Here is a 20,364-nt window from a genome sequence, read left to right as displayed (position 1 = left end):
TTTATGCGTCGCTTATGGTTAACGGGCTACCGCAGCTATGAATTAAACGCCTTTGGCGATGACGATCCGAAGGTTACGATCGTTAAGCGGGTACTTACCCAGCGCCTGACCGGCCTGCTGGAGGAGGATGACGATGAATTCTGGGTGATTACCGGTCCCCAGCTGGGGGTTGAGCAGTGGGGAGCTGCCGTGGCCCTAGAATTAAAAGCGGACTTCCACCAGCTAAAGGTCGCGATGATGCTGCCCTTTGGCGACTTTGGCCAGCAGTGGAACGCGGCCAACCGTGACCGGCTAGTGAACCTGCGCGACCGGGTTGACTTTGCTCGCGAGGTCACCAGCAAGCCCTACGAGTCGCCAGAGCAGCTCCGCTTGTACCAGCGTTTCATGCTGGACCACACTGACCGCCTGCTGATGGTCTATGATCCTGACCATCCGGGCAAGCCGAAGTACGATTATCAACTGGCAAAGAAGTACGGTGACCAGCAGGACTACCCGGTCGACCTGGTCGACTTTGACGAGCTCCAGGAAGCGGCCGTTGAGTGGGGCGAAGAGCAACGGGAACGGAAGCTGGCCGAGCAGGGTTACTAATTCACCCTTGCAATCGGGGCTAGATTTGTTACCATTATTAATGTATTACGCAAACTAAAGATTGAGGTGTTAAGCTTGGATAGTATTAATTACACGCCGCAGGATATTCTGCACAAGCAGTTTAAAGAAAAGAGCATTGGTAAGGGCTATGACATGGCTGATGTGGACGAGTTCCTCGACAATGTGATTAAGGACTACGACGCCTACAATAAGGAAGTTGACCGTCTGAATGACGAAAACGAACGGCTCAAGGCCAAGGTGGATGAATTAAACCGCCAGGTCGAGGTTGGCTCTTCGATGCCAAGCCGGTCCGCCAGCCGGCAGCCGGTGTCATCTGCTACCAACATGGATATTCTCAAGCGCTTATCCAACTTGGAACGGCGGGTCTTTGGTTCCCAACTTGGGGAAAATGGCAATAACGAAGATTCACACTTGCTTTAGGGCGCGCTAAACGTATATAATAGTTACTTGCAAGTCTTGGGTGATTGAGCACAGCTTTTGTTGTGTTAGGAAGGTCCATGCTCGCACAGGCTGCGATGCCTGTAGTGTTTGTGCTCGCTGAAAAAATAAGGCGGGGCACCGGCTAGTCCGGTGACGGCGGAAAAAACGGCTACGGTTTTACTATGCCCGAGTATTCCTGAAAAGTGCCACAGTGACGATACAATCGGGGAAACCTGGTTGGTGGAACGCGGTAAACCCCTCAAGCGGTAAACCCAAACTACGGTAGGGGAGCTTTGGATAGCAAATTGAAGCGATTCCAGGGGAGAGCATTTGCTCTGAGATAGATGATTGCCTCGGGACGGCCATTGCCTGGTGGTTGTCCTACGACAAAACATGGCCTACAGATTCTTGCAAACAGGCAGGGGCTGGGATTTTTCCCGGCCCTTTACTATTTTAAAGCTTGCAATAGCATTTCCCGCGCGCTGGACGGGGGACCCGGCTGCTGAACTCAGCCGGCAATTTTCCTGCTCCCTGCGATCAGGTTAAAAACCGCCTTGACATTTCCCTAAAAGCTGGTATTGTAATAGACAATCAATGTCCTTTAAGTTAGTCCCGTGAGGCTAGTAAGGTGCGGTAAAAGATACGAGAATACCAGCTGATTGGTATGAGAAGCCCCTAGACTACACGGATAAGTCTAGGGGCTTCTCTTTTGGGACATTGCAGAAAGAGGTGGCTTTATGAGTAAGCAAATTATCGATGCAATGGCAATGAAACGGGCTCTGACCCGGATCACCTATGAAATTATCGAAAAGAACAAGGGGACCAGCCAACTGGTCCTGGTTGGGATCAAAACCCGGGGTGAATTTATTGCCCAGCGGATTGCCGAGCAGATGAACAAGCTCGAAGGGGCGACGGTCCCGGTAGGCGCGTTGGATATTACCGGCTATCGGGATGACCAGCCAAATCAGGCGGCCCAGAGCCAGGTTCAGGGAAGTCTGCCGGTGCCGATTGATGATCGGCGCGTAGTCCTAGTCGACGACGTCTTCTACACCGGGCGGACAATGCGGGCTGCGATGGATGCCCTGATGGATCGAGGCCGGCCGCAGGTTATCCAGATTGCGGTTCTGATCGACCGGGGCCACCGTGAGATGCCGATTCGCCCAGATTTTGTCGGTAAGAACGTCCCGACAGCCAACCGTGAAGCAATTAAGGTCAACATGACCGAGATTGACCACCAGGATATGGTGGAATTAATTAAATAGCAACCATTAATTCTGCTCCAGAGAGGGCGTCATGGTAGTTCCGCTAGTAGACAGACTAGCGACCAGTACGCCCGGAGCAATGGCCCCAGGCTTTTTTAGTATAAGGAGAATCATAATGACAGAACTTGTCCAATTACCGCATTTTGTAAGTGTTGAAAAACTAACCGTCGACCAGATTAACGCCCTGATTGACCGGGCCGAGTACTTCAAGCAGGGCGGTGCTACGCCAACACTGACCCAGCCGGTCTACGTTACCAATATGTTCTTTGAAAACTCTACCCGGACCCACACCAGCTTTGCGATGGCTGAGAAGAAGCTAGGCTTGACGGAAATTCCGTTTGACGCGGCCCACTCCTCGATGAGCAAGGGGGAGACCCTCTATGACACCTGCCTGGTGATGAACGCCCTGGGCGTGGACCTGTCCGTTATCCGGGCCAGCGAGAATGCCTACTATGGACCACTGATTAACCCAGGCGCGGGCCAGCACCTGAACCTCGGGATTGTTAACGCCGGTGACGGCAGCGGTCAGCACCCGTCGCAAAGCCTGCTGGACATGATGACGATCCATGAACACTTCGGCCGCTTTAACGGCTTGAAGGTTGCCATCGTCGGGGACATTACCAATTCCCGGGTCGCCCGGTCGAACATGGAGATCCTCACCCGGCTCGGTGCGGAAGTGTACTTCTCTGGTCCTGACTACTGGTACGACCACCGCTTCGATCAGTACGGCAAGTACCTGCCGGTTGATGAGCTGGTTGACCAGGTCGATGTGCTGATGCTCCTCCGGGTTCAGCACGAACGCCACGCCGGGGATGCCAACGAAAGCAGCTTCGATGCTGCCAAGTATCACCAACAATATGGGATTAACCATGATCGCTATGCCCGCCTCAAGGATGACTGCTTAATCATGCACCCGGGCCCGATTAACCACGATGTCGAACTCGCCGGCGACCTGGTGGAGGCACCAAAATCGGCCTTCTTCAAGCAGATGCAAAACGGGGTCTTCATGCGGATGGCGATGTTGGAAGCAGTAGTACGAGGACGGCACTTGGGAGGCTTACAATAATGAAAACCTTGATTCAAAACGGGACCGTGTACACTAACGGTCAGCTGATTCACACTGATGTCTTGATTGATGGCGACCAGATTCAAGCGCTGGGCGACTTTGGCGACCTGGGTGATGAGGTCGGCCGGGTGATTAACGCGAGCGGCAGGCTGGTTGCGCCAGGCTTGGTCGACGTCCACGTCCACTACCGCGACCCGGGTCAGACCCAGAAGGAAACCATTAGGACCGGGTCTGCCGCGGCCGCTCACGGCGGCTTTACTACCGTTGGGGCGATGCCAAACGTCGAGCCAGCGCCAGATACGCCAGAGCGGGTCGCAGAAATGGCAAAGCGCAACCGTGAAGAGGGCCTGGTTCACATTGCCCAGTACGCCACTATCACAACCGGGCGGAGCGGCGACCAGCTCGTCGACTTCGCTGGGGTCAAGGAAGCTGGTGCCTTTGCCGTATCCAACGACGGCAGCGGGGTCCAAACCGCCGGGACGATGTACCAGGCAATGCAAGGAGCTGCCGCGGCTGGATTGCCGCTGGCAGCCCACGTGGAGGACAACTCCCTCCTCTTCGGCGGGGTGATGAACGAGGGCGAACGGTCCCGTCAGCTGGGGGTACCGGGGGCGCCAAGCGTTTCCGAATCCGCCCAGGTGGCCCGTGACCTGGTCCTTGCCAAAGCAACCGACGTTCATTACCACATCTGCCACGTTTCTACCAAGGAGAGCATCGCGATGGTCCGCTTTGCCAAGCAGCAGGGGGTGAACGTCACCTGTGAGGCCTCTCCCCACCACCTGCTGTTGGCGGACAAGGACATCCCCGCTGGTGACAGCAACTACAAGATGAACCCGCCTCTGCGCAGTGAGGAAGACCGGCAAGCGTTGTTGGCAGGATTGCTGGACGGGACGGTCGATATGATTGCGACCGACCACGCCCCGCATACCGTTGGCGATAAGCCCGGCGATTTCACCAAGGCGGCCAACGGAATTACCGGTAGCGAAACGGCCTTTGCTGAGCTGTACACGAAGCTGGTCAAAACCGGAATTTGCAGCCTGACGAAGCTCTTGGACCTGCTGACGGCCAAACCGGCGGACCTGTTCGGCTTGGACCAGGCGGGGCACCTCGAACCGGGAAAGCCGGCTGATATCGCGATTTTCGACCTCGACCACGAAAGTGAAATCAAGCAGGAAGATTACTGGTCCAAGGGTATCAACACGCCGTTCACCGGCGACCGTGTTTACGGGGCCACGGTAATGACCCTGGTCGATGGTCAAGTAGTTTACGAACGAAAGGAAGATTAATGATGGAGCGCTACCTAGTATTAGAAGACGGCAGTGTCTATGCCGGAGAGGCCTTCGGTGCCGACCGGTCCACCCTGGGCGAAGTGGTGTTTACTACCGGGATGACTGGCTACCAGGAAGCCATCACGGACCAGTCCTATGCCAACCAGATCCTGGTCTTTACCAACCCGCTGATCGGCAATTACGGGGTCAACCTGGACGACTACGAATCACTGGAGCCGCAGATCAAGGGAGTCATCTGCCATCAAGTCGCCCGGCGGCCAAGCAACTGGCGGATGCAGGACACCCTGCCAAATTTCTTAGAACACCGTAACATCCCGGGAATCCAGGGCATTGATACCCGGGAGCTGGTCCGGAAGCTCCGCCACCACGGTACCCTGCGCGGTGCCATTGTTGATAGTGTGGCCGACTTGGAAGACATCGTGAAGAAGCTCCAGACGGCGGCCCCAACGGCTAACATCATCAGCCAGGTTTCGACCAGGTCACCGTACCCGAACCCGGGAACGAAGCGTAACATCGTCGTTATTGACTTCGGAATTAAGCACAGTATCCTGCGGGAGCTGGCAGAACGAGAGTGTAACGTGATTGTCCTGCCGTATACTGCGACGGCTGAAGAAATCCTCAACCTCAAGCCGGACGGCATCCTGCTGAGCAACGGCCCGGGTGATCCGGAAGAGATGCAAGCAGCGGCCAAGATGGTGGCCGAGGTGGAACAACACCTGCCCCTGTTTGGCATCTGTATGGGGCACCAGGTCTTCGCGCTGGCTAACGGTGCCGAGACCTACAAGATGAAGTTTGGCCACCGGGGCTTCAACCACCCGGTCCGCAACATCGCCACCGGTGAAATTGACTTTACCTCCCAAAACCACGGTTACGCGGTCGACCCGGCTTCAGTCGACTCGGAGAAGCTCCTGGTCACCCACGTCGAGGTCAACGACGGGACGGTGGAAGGTTTGCGCCACAAGCAGTACCCGGCCTTTTCCGTCCAGTTCCACCCCGACGCGGCGCCCGGCCCCCACGATGCCGACAGTTTGTTTGACGATTTCATTAGCATGGTAGACCAGCAAAGGAGTGAACGGACGAATGCCTAAACGCACGGATATTCATAAGATTTTAGTGATTGGTTCTGGCCCGATCATCATCGGCCAGGCCGCGGAATTTGACTATTCTGGGACCCAGGCCTGCCTGGCCTTGCGGGAAGAGGGCTACGAAACGGTTCTGGTGAACTCCAACCCGGCGACGATCATGACCGACAACGAAATCGCTGACCACGTCTACATTGAACCGTTAACGGTCGAATCCGTTTCCCGGATTATCCGCAAGGAATATCCCGATGCCATCCTGCCGACCCTGGGTGGCCAGATCGGCTTAAACCTGGCCGTGGCCCTGTCCAAGACCGGTCTGCTGGATGAACTTGGTATTCAACTCCTGGGGACCAAGCTGGCCTCAATCGATCAGGCCGAAGACCGGGAAAAGTTCAAGGAGCTGATGCAGCAGCTCGGTGAGCCGGTGCCGGCTTCCCAGACGGTTTCAACGGTCGCTGAAGCCCTGGACTTTGCCCACCAGATTGGCTACCCGGTGATTGTCCGGCCCGCCTTTACTATGGGTGGCACCGGTGGGGGGATGTGCCACAACGACGAAGAACTACGGACGATTGCGGCGAATGGCCTGGACCTGTCCCCCGCAACCCAGTGTCTGATTGAAAAGTCAATCGCCGGCTACAAGGAAGTTGAGTTTGAAGTGATGCGGGACGCCGCCGACAACGCCATGGTGGTCTGCTGCATGGAAAACTTCGATCCGGTCGGCATTCACACTGGTGATTCGATCGTCTTTGCACCGAGCCAGACCCTCTCGGACCGTGATTACCAAATGCTCCGGGACTGTGCCCTCAAGCTGATTCGCGCCCTGAAGATTGAGGGGGGCTGCAACGTTCAATTGGCCCTCGACCCGAACAGCTACCACTACGACGTGATCGAGGTCAACCCGCGGGTTTCCCGCTCCTCGGCGCTGGCGTCCAAGGCCACCGGTTACCCAATTGCCAAGATGGCGGCGAAGATTGCGGTCGGCCTGACATTGGATGAAATCAAGAACCCGGTCACCGGGACGACCTATGCCGAATTTGAGCCGGCCCTCGACTACGTAGTCTGCAAGATTCCCCGCTGGCCGTTTGACAAGTTTACTCGGGCTGACCGCCGGTTAGGCAGTCAGATGAAGGCGACTGGGGAAGTGATGGCAATCGGCCGGACTGCCGAAGAAGCCTTGCAAAAGGCTGTGCGGTCACTGGAAATCGACGAAAAGGACCTTTTCTCGCCGACTGCCCACGCCGCCAGTGATACGGCCCTGGAAGACAAACTGGTCCACGCGGAGGACGACCGGCTCTTCTACATTGCCGAAGCCTTCCGCCGCGGCTACACCATCGATGACGTTCACGAGCTGACCAAGATCAACGCTTACTTCCTCGACGTTGTGGCCCACCTGGTGGAAATGGAAGGGGAAATCGAAGCGCGGCCGAATGATCCAGCAATCCTGCGCCAGGCAAAGAAGTACGGCTTTAACGACCCGACGATTGCCCGGCTCTGGCAAACGACACCGGAAGCGGTCCGGGACCTCCGGAAAGCCAACGGGATCATCCCAGTTTACAAGATGGTCGATACCTGCGCGGCGGAATTTGAATCGGCTACCCCGTACTTTTACAGCAGCTACGACCGCGAAAACGAAAGCCAGCGGACGGATAAGAAGTCAGTCCTGGTCATCGGCTCCGGCCCAATCCGGATTGGCCAGGGGGTCGAATTCGACTACGCCACCGTCCACTGCGTTAAGGCCTTGCAGGGACTGGGCTACGAAGCCATCGTCATGAACTCCAATCCCGAAACGGTCTCAACCGACTTCTCCGTTTCCGATAAGCTCTACTTTGAACCGCTGACCCTGGAGGACGTGCTGAACGTGATCGACTTGGAGCAGCCCGCAGGCGTAATCGTCCAGTTCGGCGGGCAGACGGCGATTAATCTGGCGGCCGGCTTGGAGAAAAACGGTGTTCGGATTCTGGGAACCAGTGTTAAGGACCTGGATGCGGCCGAGGACCGGCGGATTTTCGACGAGATCATCAAGCAACTAGGGTTGAAGCAACCAGTTGGCCTGACCGCGACAACCCACCAGGGAGTCATTGATGCCGCGACGGAAATCGGCTACCCGGTTCTGGTCCGGCCAAGCTACGTTCTAGGCGGCAAGGCGATGGAAATCGTCTACAATGAAGACGAGCTCCGGCAATACCTCAAGGAAAACGCCGACGTGGCTAGCGACCACCCGATCCTGATCGACGCCTACCTGGAAGGACGGGAGTGTGAAGTTGACGCCATCTGTGACGGTCAGGACGTCCTCCTGCCGGGGATTATGGAACACATCGAGCACGCGGGGGTTCACTCGGGGGACTCAATGGCGGTCTACCCACCGCAGAGCTTTGATGAGGACATCAAGCGGCAGATTGTCGACGCCACCAAGAAGCTGGCGATTGCCCTCAAGTGCCGGGGAATCATGAACATTCAGTTCATTATCCACGACCACGAAGCCTACGTCCTGGAAGTCAACCCGCGGGCCAGCCGGACGGTGCCGTTTTTGAGCAAGATTACTGGAATCGAGATGGCCCAGGTGGCGACCCGGGTAATCCTCGGTGAGCGGTTAGCGGACCAGGGCTACCACGACGGCCTCTATCCAGAAAGCAAGACCATTCATGTCAAGGCACCGGTCTTCAGCTTTAACAAGCTGGACGACGTTGATGCCTACCTCGGTCCCGAGATGAAGTCGACCGGGGAGGTAATGGGCAGCGACCAGACCTTCGCCAAGGCCCTCTACAAGGCTTTTGCCGGGGCGAAGATGCAGCTGCCGGATAACGGCAGCGTCCTCCTGACGATCGAAGACAACGATAAGGAAGCGATCCTGCCGCTGGCCAAGCGCTTTGCCATGATCGGCTACCGCCTTCTGGCGACGACGGGGACCGCCGACTTCCTGAAGGAGAACGGTCTCCACGTGGAAACGGTCGGCAAGATCGGCGAGGATGACGGGGATGATAACATCATCAGCAAGCTCAAGGATAACCGGGTCGACCTGGTTATCAACACGATGGGGCACGACTACGCCAAGAATTCCGACGGCTTCATCATCCGGCAAACGGCGATTGAACACAATATCCCGTTGCTGACGGCCCTTGATACCGTCGATGCCCTGCTGCGGGCGCTGGAAAACCGTTCTTTCTCGACGACGGCCCTGTAAAACAAGAGAAAATATTGGAAGGCGAGGTGTTTATCCCAGCCTTCTTTTTTTGATTATGTTATTTTTATAGTGAAAGGAAGTGGACGTGATGAAATTAGTGGTCACCAACCGGGCCAGCAAGTGGCTCCAGCAAACGGGAATCAGCAGCGGCAGCCAAGTTGCCCTCTGGGCGGAGCGGCAAGCCGGCCAGTTTACAATCAATTACCGGGTTCAGCGCCCGGACCAGCCGGTCTTTACCGTCAGCCAGGACGGCCTGAAATTTTACGTGGAGTTTGCTGAGGAGTGGTTTTCTCCGGCAAGCAGGTGACGATCGACTACCAGGGGGGTGGCCGGTTGACTTACCAGGCGGTCAAAGAACCAGTGACCGCCGCGGCCGGTTCAGAGCAAGCCCCAGCAGCGGCGCCTGCTGACGCAAGTACGGCTGCTTCTCGTAAGTATGAAGAATATTGGGAATAAACTTGGAGGCTTTTAAAATGGAAACAGTAGAGCTAAATAACGGTATTTTTATGCCGATGATCGGCTACGGGACGTACCGGACCGTTCCGGCCATGACGACGGCCAACGTTTTGCAGGCGTTGCGCACCGGCTACCGGTTAATTGACACGGCCCAGTATTATGGCAACGAGGCTGAAGTTGGCGAAGCGCTGACGGAAAGCGGCTTGCCGCGCGACCAGGTTTTTGTCACGACCAAGGTCCAGACGAGCGGTTATGCAGAAACCAAGCGGGGACTAGATGAATCGCTGCGCCGGTTTAACCACGACTACTTCGACCTGGTGATTATTCACTGGCCGACCGGAAACGATGCGGAAACCTACCGGGCCCTGGAAGACGCCTACCGGGATGGCAAGGTGCGGGCACTGGGCTTGAGCAACTTTAACGCCCGCCAGGTCCAGGCAATTATCGACGGGGCGACGGTGATGCCGGCCCTGGACCAGATTGAGACCCACCTCAACTGGCAGCAGAAGCGAATGCACGCCTACCTGACTAGCCGGGGGATGGTTCACGAATCTTACGCCCCGCTCGGCGAGGGCCAGCCGGGCTTCCTCGATAACCCGGTACTGGTTAAGGTTGCCCAGCGCTACCACAAGACACCGGCCCAGGTAACCCTGCGCTTCTTGATCCAGGAGGGAATTGTGGTCATCCCGAAGACCCTCAACCGTCAGCACATGGCTGACAACTTTGCTATTGCCGATTTTGCCCTGGAACCGGCCGACGTTCGGACACTGGAGGGCCTCGACGCGCGTCAGTCGATTGATGGCTGGCCGGCAGCGATGCAGGAGGACCAATATTAGCTTTGGCTTTCGCCGGGAATCGGGTACAATGGTATCAGAAGTTTCGACGAAGAGGAGCGGATACTTTTGCAAAAATATCAGTTAATGGCGACGGCGGCCGCCGGGATCGAGGCCCTGGTGGGGAAGGAACTCCGCCGGCTGGGCTACGAAACCCGGGTTGAAAATGGCCGGGTGCGGTACGACGGTGATATGAAGGATGTCCTGACCAGCAACCTGTGGCTGCGGACGGCCGACCGGGTCAAAATTATTGTTGGCGAGTTTACCGCGCGGACCTTTGACGACTTGTTTGAACAGACGAAGGCCCTGCCGTGGGAAGACCTCCTGCCGGTTGACGCTGAGTTCCCAGTGGAGGGGCGGAGTCACCACTCCCAGCTCCACAATGTGCCCAGTGTCCAGGCAATCGTCAAAAAGGCGATTGTCCAGCGGCTAAGCGAAGTTTACCACCGGCGGACCCGCCTGCCGGAAACCGGTGCCCTGTACCCGCTGGAAGTAGCGATTAACAAGGACCAGGTTATGCTAACCCTGGATACTACGGGGGATAGCCTGTTTAAGCGGGGTTACCGGCGGAATAAAGGGGGCGCGCCATTAAAGGAAAACATGGCCGCGGCCCTGGTGCTTTTGGCCCACTGGTTTACCGATAACCCGTTTGTTGACCCGGTCTGCGGTTCGGGGACGATCCCGATTGAGGCGGCCTTGATTGGTCACAACATTGCGCCCGGGATCAACCGGAGCTTTGCCTGTGAGCAGTGGACAAACTTGACGTCGGCGGGCCTCAGCGACGAGGTTCGCGACGAGGCTGATGCCCAGGCTGACTACGACGTTGAGCTGGATATCCATGGCTACGATATTGACCAGAACATGATTGAGATTGCCCAAGAGAACTGCCGGGCGGCTGGACTGACCCATGATATTAGCTTCAAACAGCTGGCGGTTAAGGATTGGCACACGGAGAAAGTTAACGGGGTCATTGTCGCTAACCCGCCATACGGGGAGCGGCTCTCCGACCACGAGGCGGTTCACGAGCTGTACCGGCAGATGGGGGACATCTACCGGCCAATGACAACCTGGAGTAAGTATATTCTGACCGCTGATTTGGAGTTCGAGAAATACTACGGGGCTCCGGCGACGAAGCGGCGGAAGCTGTACAACGGTGCATTACGGACCGACCTCTTTCAGTACTGGGGCAAAAAGAAGAGATAAAACATGAATAAACGGCGCCGGGCGAGGGATTAGCTTCGCCCGGCGCTAAGTGTTTTAAAAGACGGCCCGCTGAGTTGTAAACTCCTCAGCAGGTCGTCTTTGACTAAAATACTATTACTAAGAATGACGCGGTACATGAATGAGGCCTAAAGCTCGGTAAAACGAACCCTAGGCCTCTATTTGTGCTCGCTATAGACTAGCTTCACGTCGACGGGATTCCCCACAGGGCTGGCTGATGGGAGCAACGGTGGCTAGTCTGCTGCCGTTAATCAGCTCACTTGGCCGGATTTTAATTGGCCGGGGACTTCTGCTGATCTTTGCTCAAATTAGCGTTAGCGGACTTGAGCGCGGCATTTTCCTTTAGCAATTCTTGCACCCGCTTTTCTAGCTGGGCGATTTTTTGTGGATCTGCTTTACTGGACCGGAGCGTTTTTAACTCTTTGCCCTGCTTCAGGTGATTGGAAAGGGAAAAGAGGTAAATAATCAATGCCCCCAAAAGAAGGCAGGCGAGGATCAGCAAAATCAGCGGGCTCTGGAAGCGGGTGAAGAGCAGGTTGACCTCCACGGGGGCCGTATTGGTAATCGCAAAGATGGCGATGATGATTAAGAGGATAATTGAAAAAATTGTGGTCGACTGTTTTTTCATTTGAAATGTCTCCTTTTGCGTTTATATATTATAGAAGTATTTGACGGGGAACTACTCGGGACACCAGCACGGCTTTTTGTTATACTGGAGGAGTTCATCCTGCTGATTGCAGGGCCTGGTTTGCTAAGTGGTGGGCGCCCTGATTTTGGGCGTCTGGAATCCACTGGGTCACCACGGTCGGGAAGTAATCGAGCAGGGCATTGAGCCGGTCCAGCTCGCTTTGGTAATGTTTTGTATAATTTTTGCCAATGGCGTCACTGAGCAAGCGGCTGTCAGTGTAGAATAGGATTGTTTGCGCGGCTGGAAAATGCCGGCGAAGGTAGCGGAAGCCAAACTCGGCAGCCGCAAATTCACCCTGGTGGTTGTCACAGTTAGCAACCGTTGACGTCAGCTGGAACTGCTGATGGTCAGCAAGCACCAGGGCCCCGATTCCGGTCGGACCGGGATTGCCCCGTGTCGCCGCGTCAGTGTATATTTTAATCATTTAAAATCACCTCAGATTGAAAGGAACTTAATTACACGATGGAAGAAGAAACCCGCTATTTTTATCAGCCCGACTTGACCGGGGCCATTATCAGCTGGTCGTGGACCTTTTTGCTGTTTATTGCCGGTCTGGTAGTCTGGTTGGAAATTACTCATTTTCAGTGGCTGACGGCACTTTTCTTTGCCCTCTTTGCGCTGTTGACCTTTTTGGAGATCAAACGGCGGACCGTGCTGGTTACGCCGACCAAGCTGACCTTTAGCCGGCTCCTGCAGAAGGACTACCTGGTGATCCCCCTGGCAGATATTCGCCAACCCCATTTTACTAAACATACCGTTACAATGACAGTTAACGGCGAGGTTTTGAACTTTACCTTCAGTAATAAGGCGGTTCGCCGCCTGCGGGTGCTTATCAAACAACAGGAAAAGGAGAATTAGCCGTGCCGATCATTGGAGCTTTGCTGTTAACAGCTATCCTGGTCACTGCCGACCAGCTGGTCAAACACTGGGTGGTTGCCCACATTGCACTGGGTGCTAGTCAGCCGTTTATTGGCCGGCTCGTTGCGCTGACCAACCTGCATAATGACGGGGCCGCTTGGAGTATTCTGGCGGGGCAGCAGTGGTTCTTTACGGTCATCACCGTAATCGCCTTGCTGGCCGAATTGTATTTTGCCTGGCGCTGGCGCCGGCAGTCGCGCCTGCTGGTTCCAATCAGCCTGATCATTGCCGGGACGGTAGGGAACTTTATTGACCGCCTGCAGAATGGCTATGTGGTTGATATGTTTGAGCTGCTCTTCGTCAATTTCCCGGTCTTTAACGTTGCCGACTGCTGCTTAACGGTCGGGGTCTTCTGGCTACTGCTGATTGTGATTCGAGAGGAAGAATAATAGATGGATACGTTCAAGCTAACGGTTGATGACACGCTGACCGGGCGGGTGGACAAGGCGCTCGCCCACCATTTTCGCCAGTTTTCCCGTTCCCAGCTCCAAAAGTGGATTGCGGACGGCAATGTCCAGGTCAATGGCGAGGCGGTTAAGGCCAAAGCCAAGCTGGCCGTAGGGGACCAGGTCGTGATTAAACCCGAGGCGCCCCAGAAAATCGACCTGGTTCCGGAAAAGATCCCCCTTGACATTGTGTACGAGGATGATGACGTCATCGTCGTTAATAAGCCACAGGGGATGGTCGTGCATCCGGCGCCGGGGCACCCGGACCACACCCTGGTCAACGCCCTGCTGTACCACTGCCCGCTTTCGACCATTAACGGGGAATTTCGGCCGGGGATTGTTCACCGCATTGATAAGGACACTTCCGGCCTGCTGATGGTAGCCAAAAACGACCTGGCCCACCGTTCGCTGGCGGCCCAGCTCAAGGCAAAAACCAACCAGCGGGAGTATGTCGCCCTGGTCCACGGGGTGATTAAGCAGGACGCGGGGACGGTTGACGCACCGATTGGCCGGTCAAAAAAGGACCGGAAAAAACAGGCGATCGTCAGTGATGGCCGGCACGCGGTCACTCACTTCAAAGTGCTGGAACGCTTCCGTCACTATACCCTGGTGTCCTGCCGGCTGGAGACGGGGCGGACCCACCAGATTCGGGTGCACATGAAGTCAATTGGCCACCCGCTGGCTGGCGACCCGCTCTACGGCCCCCGGAAAACCCTGCCGGGCCGGGGACAGTACCTGCACGCCCGTTTATTAGGTTTTAAACACCCGCGGACCGGGCAGGAGCTAGTCTTTACGGTCCCGTTGCCGGACTACTTCCAGCAGATGGTGGATAAGCTGAAAAAGACGGATTCTAATTAACAGCTAGGCAAAATTCGTTTATAATAATGTGAGTGAATTAATGAGCAAGTAATCATAGGGAGGGACATTCAATGGCAGCACGCTACCTGATTTTTGAAGATGGCACGGTTTTTGCCGGCGAAGGCTTCGGCGCCCCTGCGGTCACGTTTGGTGAGGTTGTCTTCAACACCAGCATGACCGGTTACCAGGAAATTATTACCAACCAGATTTATAATAACCAGCTGCTGGTGTTTACCCAGCCTAACATTGGTAGTACCGGGATTCAACGGAATATTTACGAAACGATCGTGCCGACGATTAAGGGGGTCGTCGTCCGGTCCCTCTCCAATGTCGCCACGAATAATGTCCGGCGGCTGACGCTGGACCAGTACCTAAAGCAGATGAACATCCCGGGAATCACTAACGTCGATACCCGGGCGATTGTCCATAAGCTACGGGCTGCGCAAAAGCCGCTGAAGGGGAGTATCGTGCCGGTCCCGGATGATCACGCCTTTGACCAGCTGCACGCGACCGTGCTCACCAGTCAGCAGGTCGCCCAGGTAGCAACGCCCAAGCCCTATCCCAATCCCGGTGTGGGCAAGAGCGTAGTCGTGATTGACTTCGGCCTCAAGAACGGGGTTCTGCGGCAGCTGAGCCGGCGGAAATGCAACGTCACCGTCCTGCCATACACGGCGACGACGGATGAGATCCTGCGCCTGGATCCAGATGGGGTCGTGCTGTCGACTGGCCCTGGCGACCCGAACCGGCTCAAAAGTTCGATTTTGGCGACGATTCGCGAAGTGGAAGCACGGGTCCCGCTATTTGCCATCGGCCTAGGACACGAGCTCTTTGCAATGGCCAATGGTGCCAAGGTCAACCGGCAGCCGGTCGAGCACCACGGCATGAACCACCCGCTGCGGGAGGTCATTACCGACCACATCGTTTACGCGACCCAGGGCGGGGGCTACCAGGTTGATCCAACAACCGTTGACCGGACCAAGCTCTTCGTTACCTACGTCGATATGCTGGATAATAGTATTCAGGGCCTCCGCCACCGGGAATACCCGGCATTTTCCGTCCAGTTCTTCCCGGATGGGGCACCGGGGCCTGATGAAACCAACGCATTGTTTGACGAATTTATCGACGTGATGAACCGAAAGGAGGCCCAGCGCTGATGAATAATAGTGATGTCCACTCGGTCCTGATTATTGGAGCGGGGGCCAACGACATTCAACATGGGGATGAAGTTGACGCGGCTACCTTTCAGATTGCGACCGAGTTTACCAAGATGGGGATTCACACGATCTTCGTCGATGACAACCCCTTTTCTGTCAGCTTGGAAAGTCATGACGTGATCGACCACTCCTGCATTGAGGCCCTCACGGTTGAGAACCTATTAGCAGTGATTAACCGCTACAAGCCGCACGCCATTTTGCCGACCCTGGGCAACCGGCGGGCTTTTGAACTGACGCAGCGGTTGATGGATAAGGGGGTCCTGCGGGAGAAGGGAATCCGGCTCCTGGGCACTCCGGAGGCGACGATTCACCAGATTAACAATCCCGTCCTGCTCAGCCGCACCCTCCATTCGATGGACGCGCCGATGAAGTCGATTGCGACCGTCAATAATTACCAGGACGCTTTGCGGGAGGCTAACCAGCTCGGCTATCCGGTCATCATCCGGTCGGTGCTGCCTAAGAGCAACAGTACCCGGCGAATTGTCCATGACCGGCGGGAACTAGCGGCGGCCGTGCAAAACTGCCTCAAACAGTCACGGGCAGAACAGGTCCTGGTCCAACAGAGTCTGGCCGGCTATAAGGAAATTGAGGTCGTCGTGCAGCGCGACCAGTCCGGGACAATGATGATGCTGGCGATGGTTGAGGATATGGACCCGATCGGGATTCATGCTGGTGACTCGGTTGCGTTTAACCCACCGCAGACGCTCTTGGACCGGCAGATTCAAGATATGCGGGATACGGCCTTTGCCATCACGCGCAAGCTGCGGATCGTGGGGGTCAACCACGTTCAATTTGCGTTAAACCCCGCTAACGACCGCTTTTACGTCATTAAAAACAGTCCCTACTTTGACCGGATGACCTCCTTTGTTGCCCAGTCGACCGGGTACCCGGTTGCCAAGGTTTGTGCGCAGCTTTACGCGGGTCGCTTGCTGCGGGACATCGACCTGGGCGCGGATTATATTCACCACGCTGCACTGGTGGAACCGACGATGGACCACATTGCAGCGCGGGTTCCGCTCTGGGGCTTCCATGAGCTTCCCGAGGCCGACCGCCAGCTGGCGACCGAAAAGAAGTCGGTTGGAACGGTCTTTGGCGTGGGCAGGAGCCCGATTGAGGCCGTTTTCAAGGCGATTGAGGCCACCCACCGCCAGTCCACTGACACTCGGTTGCACGAGCAGGAGAAGCTGTCTGACGACGAGCTGGTGGTGAAGCTGGTTCATCCCGAGGCGGGGCGTCTATTTACTCTGATTGAGGCAATGCGGCGCGGCTACTCCGTCGAGGAATTAACCGAAATGACTAAGATCGATCCCTTTTACTTTGACCAGATTAACCGGATGCGCCTGCTGATTGAGGACGTCATCGTGCACCGCCAAAAGGAGCCGATGCTGGCGGAAGCAAAGTATTATGGCCTGAGCAACCAGCTGATTGCCCACCTCTGGGCTACCAGTCCGGAGCAGGTCTACCGAATGGCGGAGGACCACCAGCTGATGGCCAAGTACAAAGAAATTGAGCCGTCGGGGGGCGAATTCACCCAACATACCCACAGTTTTTATGCCGCCTTTGAGGACGAAAACGAGGTTCGGAAGACGGCCCAGCCCAGTGCGTTGGTCGTTGGTACCGGTGGTCTGCGGCTGGGCCTGAGCAATGCCGGTGACTACTTCGTGGCGATGATGATGCGCCAGCTGCACGTGGACGGTTTTCACACGATTGTGGTAAATTCCAATCCCGGTTCGGTGAACCTGAGCTACCCGCTGGCGGATAAGCGCTACCTTGAGCCGGCGACGGCGGAGAATATTCTTCAGATCATCCGAATTGAACAGCCGCGCTTCCTCTTTGTCCCTGCCAGCTACACCGAATTGCTAACCGCGCTGGGGAAGAGCGAAATCAGTGGGCGGGTAGTCGTGATCCCTGACACGAGCCGGTCGCAGCTGATTAATCCCGACCAGCGGCTGGTAAGCTACAACTTCCTGTATGATGGCAAGTATGCTTACCCGCTGGGTGCGACTAGCAACATCCACGACCAGGACCATGCTGACTTAGGGTCGACGGTGGTCCAGTACCCAGCGGCAGTCAATGGTCCGTACAACCAGGAGCTGACCGAGCGCGGTCTCACCGATGTGCTGAAGGAGGAGCGTCCGGGACTGTACCAGGTAATCTTTGAACAGCTGGCATCGGATAACTACGTTAAACGCCGGGTCCAGGAGGTTCCACTGACCGAGCTGGCCTTCCTTTCTAAGGCGCTCCGGCTAGATTTGACGGCGCTCTTTACCCGGATCGTAACCGGCCAGGTAAATGCCGACCAGATAAATGACTTCCTGAAGCGGGAAGAAACGGCGGGTACCGCACTGTACCAGCCGAGTTTTCCCTTTAAGGCCCTCCACGTGGCTGGCGGGCAACCAACGGCAAATAAGATTATTGGCGCGCAGATCCACTTCCTTGAGTAAACGGGTTGGCGAGCGCTTAAAGAGAGTGGGACAGAGCTAGCTTGTCTAGTTCGTTGTCCCACCTCCGTCGACGCGCAGCCAGCTACTGCGCTGTTGCATTACTAGCGTTAAAGTAGCAAGGAGGCTGAGTTAATTCCCAGCCTCCTTTTATACTGTCAGGTTTAAGTGGTTAGCGATGTTATTAACCGGCTGGAAGCGCTATAATAGAGTTGTAAGAGCTGGCGGTTTAGCAAACGGAAGGAGACTTTCTTATGTATTACTCGAACGGAAACTATGAAGCATTTGCCCGACCACGGAAACCGGCAGGGGTGGATAATAAGCAGGCGTATATTGTTGGTGCCGGACTTGCCGGATTATCCGCAGCCGTCTTCTTAATTCGGGATGCGCAGGTGCCCGGCAAAAACATCCACATTTTGGAGGAACTGCCGATTGCTGGCGGCTCGCTAGACGGCCAAGATCGGCCAGACGTAGGCTTTGTAACCCGTGGTGGCCGTGAAATGGAAAACCACTTTGAATGTATGTGGGATATGTACCGGTCAATTCCGTCGCTGGAGGTGCCCGGTGCGTCATACCTTGATGAATACTACTGGCTGGATAAGGATGACCCGAATAGCTCCAATTGCCGGCTAACCTACAAGCGGGGGAATGAGGTGCCGACGGACGGCAAGTACCTTCTTGGCAAGTCAGCAAAGGAACTGATGAAATTAATTCTTACTCCTGAAGACCAGCTGGGCGCGCAAACAATTGGCGACTACTTCTCTGATGAATTCTTTGAAAGTAATTTCTGGATTTACTGGTCAACCATGTTTGCCTTTGAAAAGTGGCACTCATTGGCTGAAATGCGCCGGTACGCGATGCGCTTTATCCACCATATTGATGGCCTGCCTGACTTTACCGCCCTCAAGTTTAATAAGTACAACCAATATGAATCAATGACGAAGCCACTCCTCGCTTACCTTAAAGATCACGGCGTCAACTTTGAATACGACACCCAGGTGCAAAATGTCCTGGTTGACACCAAAAATGGGGAAAAGCACGCTAAGCAGATCATTCTAAAGCAGGGCGGCAAGGATAAAACGATTGACCTCAGCGATGATGACCTTGTCTTTGTTACCAATGGTTCGATTACCGAAAGCTCTAATTATGGCAGCCACCACCAGGTTGCGCAGCCAACCCGGGCCCTTGGCGGCAGCTGGAAGCTATGGGAGAACCTCGCCAAACAGTCCCCGGCATTCGGCCGCCCGGACGTTTTCTGCAAGAATATTCCGAACCGCAGCTGGTTTGTTTCGGCAACCGCAACCGTTAAGAACCCCCAGGTTGAGCCATACATTGAACGGCTGACCAAGCGGGACCTCCACGACGGAAAGGTTAATACCGGTGGAATCATTACGGTAACCGACTCTAACTGGATGCTGAGCTGGACGATTCACCGGCAGCCCCACTTTAAGAACCAAAAGGCAAATGAAACGATTGTCTGGATTTACGGCCTCTACTCGGACACCGAGGGAAACTACGTTAAAAAGCGGATCGTTGATTGTACCGGGGAAGAAATCACGAAGGAGTGGCTCTACCACCTCGGCGTGCCGGAAGCGCTAATTGATGGTCTCGCAAAGGAGGACTCGATTAACACCGTTCCGGTCTACATGCCGTTTGTGACCAGCTACTTCATGCCCCGGGTGAAGGGCGACCGTCCGGCGGTTGTTCCTAAAGGGTCGGCCAACCTTGCCTTTATTGGCAACTTTGCCGAATCGCCGACCCGTGATACGGTCTTCACAACCGAATATTCTGTGCGGACCGCAATGGAGGCGGTCTACTCACTCCTAAATGTTGACCGCGGTGTACCAGAGGTCTTTAACTCGATTTACGATCTCCGCGAACTGATGCGGGCGATGTACTACATGAACGACCAAAAACCGCTTGAAGACATTGACTTGCCGATCCCGAAAATGATTAAAAAACCACTGCTGAATAAAATCAAGAAGAACTGGATTGGTGAGTTAATGAAAGAACAACACTTGCTCTAAGCAATCAGGGTCCTGGAACCGGCTTTATTTAGTCGGCGCTCCGGGGCCCATTTTTAATGACTGCAAGAAAATAGCAGAGAAGTGCTATACTAGAAAATGAAAGCGATTACTAAATTAAAGGAGCGCATCGGTAGAATGGAAAGCTTATTATTGATTTCGTCATTTGTCCTAGAAACAGCTGTATTGTTAGTAGTTAAGCAGGTTTACTCTTAGTGTAATACTAAGGGGCAAGTAGTGGGGCACTAGCCGAATTAAGGTTAGGGCCTTTTTGATTCACAAACGACTTATCAGATATTATTTACTTTAACTAAATCGCCCCCAACCACCTTATAAATAAAAAACCACTAAGCAAA

19 protein-coding genes and 1 other RNA gene are annotated in these 20,364 nt (G+C 55.3%); 18 read left to right on the top strand and 2 right to left on the bottom strand.

All coding sequences use genetic code 11. The features are described 5' to 3' along the window. Positions 1–3: 3 nt before the first annotated feature. From HMPREF0494_RS02200 to HMPREF0494_RS02155, 12 genes are all read left to right on the top strand, one after another. Positions 4–588: an SLOG family protein gene (locus HMPREF0494_RS02200; protein WP_007123286.1), complete on the top strand. Its 585-nt coding sequence runs from the start codon at positions 4–6 to the stop codon at positions 586–588. Between the two features lie 75 nt (positions 589–663). After that, on the top strand, positions 664–1,029 hold the full coding sequence (gpsB, locus tag HMPREF0494_RS02195) for a cell division regulator GpsB (protein ID WP_040458668.1): 366 nt from the start codon (positions 664–666) through the stop codon (positions 1,027–1,029). Positions 1,030–1,061: 32 nt separating this feature from the next. Next, positions 1,062–1,435, top strand: an RNA gene (rnpB, locus tag HMPREF0494_RS10895) — RNase P RNA component class B. Between the two features lie 331 nt (positions 1,436–1,766). After that, positions 1,767–2,291, top strand: a complete 525-nt coding sequence (gene pyrR / locus HMPREF0494_RS02190) for a bifunctional pyr operon transcriptional regulator/uracil phosphoribosyltransferase PyrR (protein ID WP_007123284.1) — start codon at positions 1,767–1,769, stop codon at positions 2,289–2,291. 115 nt (positions 2,292–2,406) lie between these two features. Beyond that, positions 2,407–3,357, top strand: coding sequence for an aspartate carbamoyltransferase catalytic subunit (locus HMPREF0494_RS02185; RefSeq protein ID WP_040458667.1), 951 nt, complete (start codon positions 2,407–2,409; stop codon positions 3,355–3,357). Next, complete coding sequence (locus HMPREF0494_RS02180; protein ID WP_007123282.1) at positions 3,357–4,643, top strand: dihydroorotase; 1,287 nt, start codon at positions 3,357–3,359, stop codon at positions 4,641–4,643. Before HMPREF0494_RS02185 ends, HMPREF0494_RS02180 begins: the two co-directional genes overlap by 1 nt. A 2-nt stretch (positions 4,644–4,645) precedes the next feature. Continuing rightward, positions 4,646–5,734, top strand: coding sequence for a glutamine-hydrolyzing carbamoyl-phosphate synthase small subunit (gene carA, locus HMPREF0494_RS02175; protein WP_187368708.1), 1,089 nt, complete (start codon positions 4,646–4,648; stop codon positions 5,732–5,734). After that, positions 5,727–8,909 carry a carbamoyl-phosphate synthase large subunit gene (carB, locus tag HMPREF0494_RS02170; protein ID WP_007123280.1) on the top strand — a complete coding sequence of 1,061 codons (3,183 nt, stop codon included), beginning with the start codon at positions 5,727–5,729 and terminating at the stop codon, positions 8,907–8,909. Before carA ends, carB begins: the two co-directional genes overlap by 8 nt. An 88-nt stretch (positions 8,910–8,997) precedes the next feature. Continuing rightward, entirely contained in the window at positions 8,998–9,216 is a 219-nt protein-coding gene (locus HMPREF0494_RS11580; protein ID WP_007123279.1) for a hypothetical protein, read from the top strand. Beyond that, on the top strand, positions 9,213–9,365 hold the full coding sequence (locus tag HMPREF0494_RS11575) for a hypothetical protein (RefSeq protein WP_007123278.1): 153 nt from the start codon (positions 9,213–9,215) through the stop codon (positions 9,363–9,365). Before HMPREF0494_RS11580 ends, HMPREF0494_RS11575 begins: the two co-directional genes overlap by 4 nt. Before the next feature lie 17 nt (positions 9,366–9,382). Next, complete coding sequence (locus tag HMPREF0494_RS02160) at positions 9,383–10,201, top strand: aldo/keto reductase (RefSeq protein ID WP_040458666.1); 819 nt, start codon at positions 9,383–9,385, stop codon at positions 10,199–10,201. A gap of 66 nt (positions 10,202–10,267) precedes the next feature. Next, the gene (locus HMPREF0494_RS02155) at positions 10,268–11,401 is read left to right on the top strand and encodes a THUMP domain-containing class I SAM-dependent RNA methyltransferase (RefSeq protein ID WP_040458665.1); all 1,134 of its coding nucleotides are present in this window, start codon (positions 10,268–10,270) and stop codon (positions 11,399–11,401) included. 289 nt (positions 11,402–11,690) lie between these two features. On the opposite strand, the gene HMPREF0494_RS02150 is transcribed toward HMPREF0494_RS02155, so the two are convergent. Both HMPREF0494_RS02150 and HMPREF0494_RS02145 read right to left on the bottom strand, forming a co-directional pair. Then, positions 11,691–12,047: a lipopolysaccharide assembly protein LapA domain-containing protein gene (locus tag HMPREF0494_RS02150; protein ID WP_007123275.1), complete on the bottom strand. Its 357-nt coding sequence runs from the start codon at positions 12,045–12,047 to the stop codon at positions 11,691–11,693. 94 nt (positions 12,048–12,141) lie between these two features. Then, positions 12,142–12,531: a ribonuclease HI family protein gene (locus tag HMPREF0494_RS02145; RefSeq protein ID WP_007123274.1), complete on the bottom strand. Its 390-nt coding sequence runs from the start codon at positions 12,529–12,531 to the stop codon at positions 12,142–12,144. Positions 12,532–12,569: 38 nt separating this feature from the next. Here HMPREF0494_RS02145 and HMPREF0494_RS02140 point away from each other — a divergent pair, with 38 nt between their 5' ends. The 6 genes from HMPREF0494_RS02140 to HMPREF0494_RS02115 all read left to right on the top strand — a co-directional run bounded on the left by HMPREF0494_RS02140 (position 12,570) and on the right by HMPREF0494_RS02115 (position 20,011). After that, complete coding sequence (locus HMPREF0494_RS02140) at positions 12,570–12,965, top strand: EbsA family protein (protein ID WP_007123273.1); 396 nt, start codon at positions 12,570–12,572, stop codon at positions 12,963–12,965. 2 nt (positions 12,966–12,967) lie between these two features. Beyond that, positions 12,968–13,414 (top strand): signal peptidase II, encoded by a 447-nt coding sequence (lspA, locus tag HMPREF0494_RS02135; protein ID WP_007123272.1) that lies wholly within the window; start codon positions 12,968–12,970, stop codon positions 13,412–13,414. 3 nt (positions 13,415–13,417) lie between these two features. Further along, on the top strand, positions 13,418–14,329 hold the full coding sequence (locus HMPREF0494_RS02130; RefSeq protein ID WP_007123271.1) for an RluA family pseudouridine synthase: 912 nt from the start codon (positions 13,418–13,420) through the stop codon (positions 14,327–14,329). Positions 14,330–14,400: 71 nt separating this feature from the next. Then, positions 14,401–15,483 carry a carbamoyl phosphate synthase small subunit gene (locus HMPREF0494_RS02125; RefSeq protein WP_007123270.1) on the top strand — a complete coding sequence of 361 codons (1,083 nt, stop codon included), beginning with the start codon at positions 14,401–14,403 and terminating at the stop codon, positions 15,481–15,483. After that, a complete protein-coding gene (locus tag HMPREF0494_RS02120) occupies positions 15,483–17,987 on the top strand; it encodes a carbamoyl phosphate synthase preATP-grasp domain-containing protein (protein ID WP_007123269.1) in 2,505 nt (834 codons plus the stop codon). The genes HMPREF0494_RS02125 and HMPREF0494_RS02120 overlap by 1 nt, the downstream gene beginning before the upstream one ends. A 251-nt stretch (positions 17,988–18,238) precedes the next feature. Further along, positions 18,239–20,011, top strand: coding sequence for an oleate hydratase (locus tag HMPREF0494_RS02115; RefSeq protein WP_007123268.1), 1,773 nt, complete (start codon positions 18,239–18,241; stop codon positions 20,009–20,011). Positions 20,012–20,364 lie beyond the last annotated feature (353 nt).

It is taken from the genome of Limosilactobacillus antri DSM 16041, from assembly GCF_000160835.1.
In the GTDB taxonomy this organism is placed as follows: Bacteria; Bacillota; Bacilli; order Lactobacillales; family Lactobacillaceae; genus Limosilactobacillus; species Limosilactobacillus antri.
This window is presented reverse-complemented; position numbering and strand designations above follow the sequence as displayed.

What these genes read in the sequence shown, in the direction of transcription:
- HMPREF0494_RS02130 (WP_007123271.1), top strand. Translation starts at nt 13,418, where the DNA reads ATGGATACGTTCAAGCTAACGGTTGATGACACGCTGACCGGGCGGGTG.
- HMPREF0494_RS02180 (WP_007123282.1), top strand. Translation starts at nt 3,357, where the DNA reads ATGAAAACCTTGATTCAAAACGGGACCGTGTACACTAACGGTCAGCTG.
- HMPREF0494_RS02145 (WP_007123274.1), bottom strand. Translation starts at nt 12,531, where the DNA reads ATGATTAAAATATACACTGACGCGGCGACACGGGGCAATCCCGGTCCG.
- HMPREF0494_RS02115 (WP_007123268.1), top strand. Translation starts at nt 18,239, where the DNA reads ATGTATTACTCGAACGGAAACTATGAAGCATTTGCCCGACCACGGAAA.
- HMPREF0494_RS02125 (WP_007123270.1), top strand. Translation starts at nt 14,401, where the DNA reads ATGGCAGCACGCTACCTGATTTTTGAAGATGGCACGGTTTTTGCCGGC.
- carA (WP_187368708.1), top strand. Translation starts at nt 4,646, where the DNA reads ATGGAGCGCTACCTAGTATTAGAAGACGGCAGTGTCTATGCCGGAGAG.
- HMPREF0494_RS11580 (WP_007123279.1), top strand. Translation starts at nt 8,998, where the DNA reads ATGAAATTAGTGGTCACCAACCGGGCCAGCAAGTGGCTCCAGCAAACG.
- carB (WP_007123280.1), top strand. Translation starts at nt 5,727, where the DNA reads ATGCCTAAACGCACGGATATTCATAAGATTTTAGTGATTGGTTCTGGC.
- HMPREF0494_RS02200 (WP_007123286.1), top strand. Translation starts at nt 4, where the DNA reads ATGCGTCGCTTATGGTTAACGGGCTACCGCAGCTATGAATTAAACGCC.
- HMPREF0494_RS02120 (WP_007123269.1), top strand. Translation starts at nt 15,483, where the DNA reads ATGAATAATAGTGATGTCCACTCGGTCCTGATTATTGGAGCGGGGGCC.
- HMPREF0494_RS02160 (WP_040458666.1), top strand. Translation starts at nt 9,383, where the DNA reads ATGGAAACAGTAGAGCTAAATAACGGTATTTTTATGCCGATGATCGGC.
- HMPREF0494_RS02140 (WP_007123273.1), top strand. Translation starts at nt 12,570, where the DNA reads ATGGAAGAAGAAACCCGCTATTTTTATCAGCCCGACTTGACCGGGGCC.
- pyrR (WP_007123284.1), top strand. Translation starts at nt 1,767, where the DNA reads ATGAGTAAGCAAATTATCGATGCAATGGCAATGAAACGGGCTCTGACC.
- HMPREF0494_RS02185 (WP_040458667.1), top strand. Translation starts at nt 2,407, where the DNA reads ATGACAGAACTTGTCCAATTACCGCATTTTGTAAGTGTTGAAAAACTA.
- HMPREF0494_RS02150 (WP_007123275.1), bottom strand. Translation starts at nt 12,047, where the DNA reads ATGAAAAAACAGTCGACCACAATTTTTTCAATTATCCTCTTAATCATC.